The sequence below is a fragment of the Rhodoferax sp. OV413 genome, assembly GCF_945881795.1.
In the GTDB taxonomy this organism is placed as follows: domain Bacteria; phylum Pseudomonadota; class Gammaproteobacteria; order Burkholderiales; family Burkholderiaceae_C; genus Allorhodoferax.
Map to the genome: position 1 here is coordinate 1 of NZ_CAMCVG010000146.1, position 3,316 is coordinate 3,316.

A 3,316-nucleotide genomic window follows, 5' to 3' on the forward strand; every position below is an offset into this window, starting at 1 on the left:
ACATAAATCAGGCGCGGGTCGAGCTTGCTGAGCGAGGCGTAGTCCAGCCCCAGCTTTTGCATGGTCTGGATTTTGAAGTTTTCGCTCACGATATCGGCAGTGGCAATCAGCTTGAGCACGATCTCGCGGCCCTTTACGCTTTTGAGGTCTACCGCGATGCTCTTCTTATTGCGGTTGAAAAGCGGGAAAAACCCCGCCCCGCTGCCCAGGAGCGTGCGCGTGCTGTCGCCCGCCAGGGGCTCGACCTTGATCACGTCCGCGCCCAAATCACCCAAAGTCATGCCGCAGGTGGGGCCCATCACCATGTGGGTGAATTCGACAACGCGGATGCCGGCCAGCGGCAGGTCGCGCCGCGCCAGATCCGGGTCGCTCGCCGTGGGTTCTTGGGAGTCACGCATGAACTACGCTAGTAAAAGTCATGAATTGATTGATGTTCTTCCATATAGTAATGCGCAAAGTATGGAATACAGTCCCCCCACAGCCTGGGCGTCGCTCCGGCGACTTTTTTTGTTGACCGCTCCTTCCTTTGAAAGGCCCCCATGACGACCTCAAACCCCCGCTCCAACGATCGCATCCAGGAGCACCGCCTCCAGGTAGCCGCTGTGTTGCACAGCTTTATTCAAGACAAAGTGCTGCCTGGCACCGGCATTGCGCCGGCCGCCTTCTGGAAGGGGTTTGACGCCATCGTCGCCGACCTCGCGCCCAAGAACATCGCGCTGCTGGCCGAACGCGACCGCCTGCAAACCGAGCTCGACACCTGGCACAAGGCCAACCCTGGCCCCATCGGCGACATGAACGCTTACAAGGCCTTGCTGGAAAAGATCGGCTACCTCGTGCCATCTCCCGCCAAGGTGAAAATCACCACCAAAAACGTGGACGCCGAACTGGCCACCCAGGCCGGCCCGCAGCTGGTGGTGCCGGTGCTCAATGCCCGCTATGCGCTCAATGCGGCCAACGCCCGCTGGGGCTCTCTCTATGACGCGCTGTACGGAACAGACGTCATCAGCGAAGACAAGGGCTGCGAGAAAGTGGCCCAGAAGAATGGGAAAGTCGTGGGCTACAACCCCAAGCGCGGCAAGAAAGTCGTCGAATACGCACGCCATGTGCTGGACCGCTGCGCGCCCTTGAAGAAGGGCTCACACCTGGGCTCCACCGGCTACGCCGTCAAGGGTGGCGAGCTCGTGGTCACACTCAAGGACGGCAGCACGACCAAGCTGGAAGACAAAGCCCAGTTCGTCGGCTTTCAGGGCGCCGCCAAGAGCCCCAGCAGCGTGCTGGTGATCCACAACGGCCTGCATCTGGACATCATCATCAACCGCACCACCCCAATCGGCAAGACCGACCCAGCGGGCGTGAGCGATCTGGTGGTCGAAGCCGCTCTGTCCACCATCCTGGACCTGGAAGACTCGGTAGCCGTGGTGGACGCGGACGACAAGGTGCTGGCCTACAGCAACTGGCTGGGCATTCTGCAAGGCACACTGGTGGAGCATTTTGAAAAAGGCGGCAAGACCCTATCCCGTGGCCTGAACGCGGACCGGGTGTACACCGCTGCCGGACAAGGCGCAGACGGCACGAAGGAAGTCAAGCTGCACGGCCGCAGCCTGATGTTCCTGCGCAATGTGGGCCACCTGATGACCAACCCGGCCATCCACTACACCGCAGCTGATGGCAGCACCCGCGAAATCCCCGAAGGCATTCTGGACGCGGTGGTCACCACCACCATCGCCCTGCACGACCTGCAAAAAACCAAGAAGGACGCCATCCGCAACTCGCGCAAGGGCTCGGTCTACATCGTCAAGCCCAAGATGCACGGCCCGGCCGAAGTCGCCTTTGCCGCCGAGCTGTTCAGCCGCGTTGAACAGATGCTGGGCCTGCCCGACAGCACGGTGAAGCTGGGCATCATGGACGAAGAACGCCGCACCAGCGTGAACCTGAAGGCCTGCATTGCCGCAGCCCTGAGCCGCGTGGCTTTCATCAACACCGGCTTCCTGGACCGCACCGGCGACGAGATGCACACCGCCATGCAGGCCGGCCCGATGATCCGCAAGGCGGACATGAAGAGCAGCGCCTGGATTGCCGCCTACGAGAAGAACAACGTGCTAGTGGGCCTCTCGTCCGGGCTGCGCGGCAAGGCGCAAATCGGCAAGGGCATGTGGGCCATGCCCGACCTGATGAAGGCGATGCTGGACCAGAAAATCGGCCACCCCAAGGCCGGCGCCAACACCGCCTGGGTGCCCAGCCCCACCGGCGCCACCTTGCACGCCCTGCACTACCACCAGCTGCTGGTCAGCGACGTGCAAAAGGAACTGGAAAAAACCAACTACGAAAAAGTGCGTGGCGAGCTGCTCAACGGCCTGCTCACCATCCCCGTGACCACCACCCCCAACTGGACCGCTGCTGAAAAGCAAGCCGAGTTGGACAACAACGCCCAAGGCATTCTGGGCTACGTGGTGCGCTGGGTGGATCAGGGCGTGGGCTGCTCCAAAGTGCCCGACATCAACGACATCGGCCTGATGGAAGACCGCGCAACGCTGCGCATCAGCAGCCAGCACATGGCCAACTGGTTGCAGCATGGGGTGGTCACCAAAGCACAGGTGGAGGAAACCTTCCAACGCATGGCCGCCAAGGTGGACAAGCAAAACGCCGGCGACAAGCTCTACACCCCGATGGTGGGCAACTTCAAGGGTGCGGCGTATCAGGCGGCCTGTGACCTCGTGTTCAAAGGCATGGCGCAACCCAGCGGTTACACCGAGCCCTTGTTGCATGCGTGGCGCCTGAAGGTGAAGGCGGCGTAAGCCGATCACTATTAATTTAGGAGCTGCTCACGCAGACCCCACGGGCGTCCGGTGCCAATTTGGCATGGAATCCCCAGTCAGTAACGGCACCCTCGGGTGCCGTTTTTCTTGTGGGGCCGCGTCTACCGCACCTCAGCGCAGTGCGGTGATGAGGGCGTCCAGAAGTGGCCCGCCCAATCTGGACAGCGCGGCCAATTGGATGATGTGGGCATCAAGCCGGGCCATGGTAGGTCTGGCAAGGGGTCCAATATGGGCAAGAAGGCCTCGGCACGTCGTACGCGGCGCGTCTTCAATTCCGAGTTCAAGGCCAAGGTGGCGCTGGCGGCGTTGCGCGAAGACAAGACCGTGGCACAGCTGTGCCAGCAGTACGAACTTCACCCCAAAGCAGCATCTAGCCATGGCTGCATAAACGTTCTACTTTTAGGTCCTGTGAAAATCGGGGGGATTACCGGCTGCAGGAGGTCACGGCTCAGGTCCGCAACGGCGTGAGCGCTTGGGTACAGGACGGTCTTGCGGCAGGA

General features: G+C 61.6%; 2 protein-coding genes. One reads left to right on the top strand and one right to left on the bottom strand.

Going from position 1 to position 3,316, the window contains the following annotated elements; all coding sequences use genetic code 11:
• On the bottom strand, window positions 1-398 hold a 398-nt coding region (locus Q0O05_RS11840), incomplete at its 3' end, for a CoA transferase (RefSeq protein ID WP_293663279.1).
• Window positions 399-539: 141 nt separating this feature from the next.
• Here Q0O05_RS11840 and Q0O05_RS11845 point away from each other — a divergent pair.
• Entirely contained in the window at window positions 540-2,795 is a 2,256-nt protein-coding gene (locus tag Q0O05_RS11845) for a malate synthase G (protein ID WP_293663281.1), read from the top strand.
• Window positions 2,796-3,316: the final 521 nt, after the last annotated feature.

Bases quoted from the DNA above. Each gene is read 5' to 3' on its own strand.
- Q0O05_RS11845 (WP_293663281.1), top strand. From the start codon at position 540: ATGACGACCTCAAACCCCCGCTCCAACGATCGCATCCAGGAGCACCGC.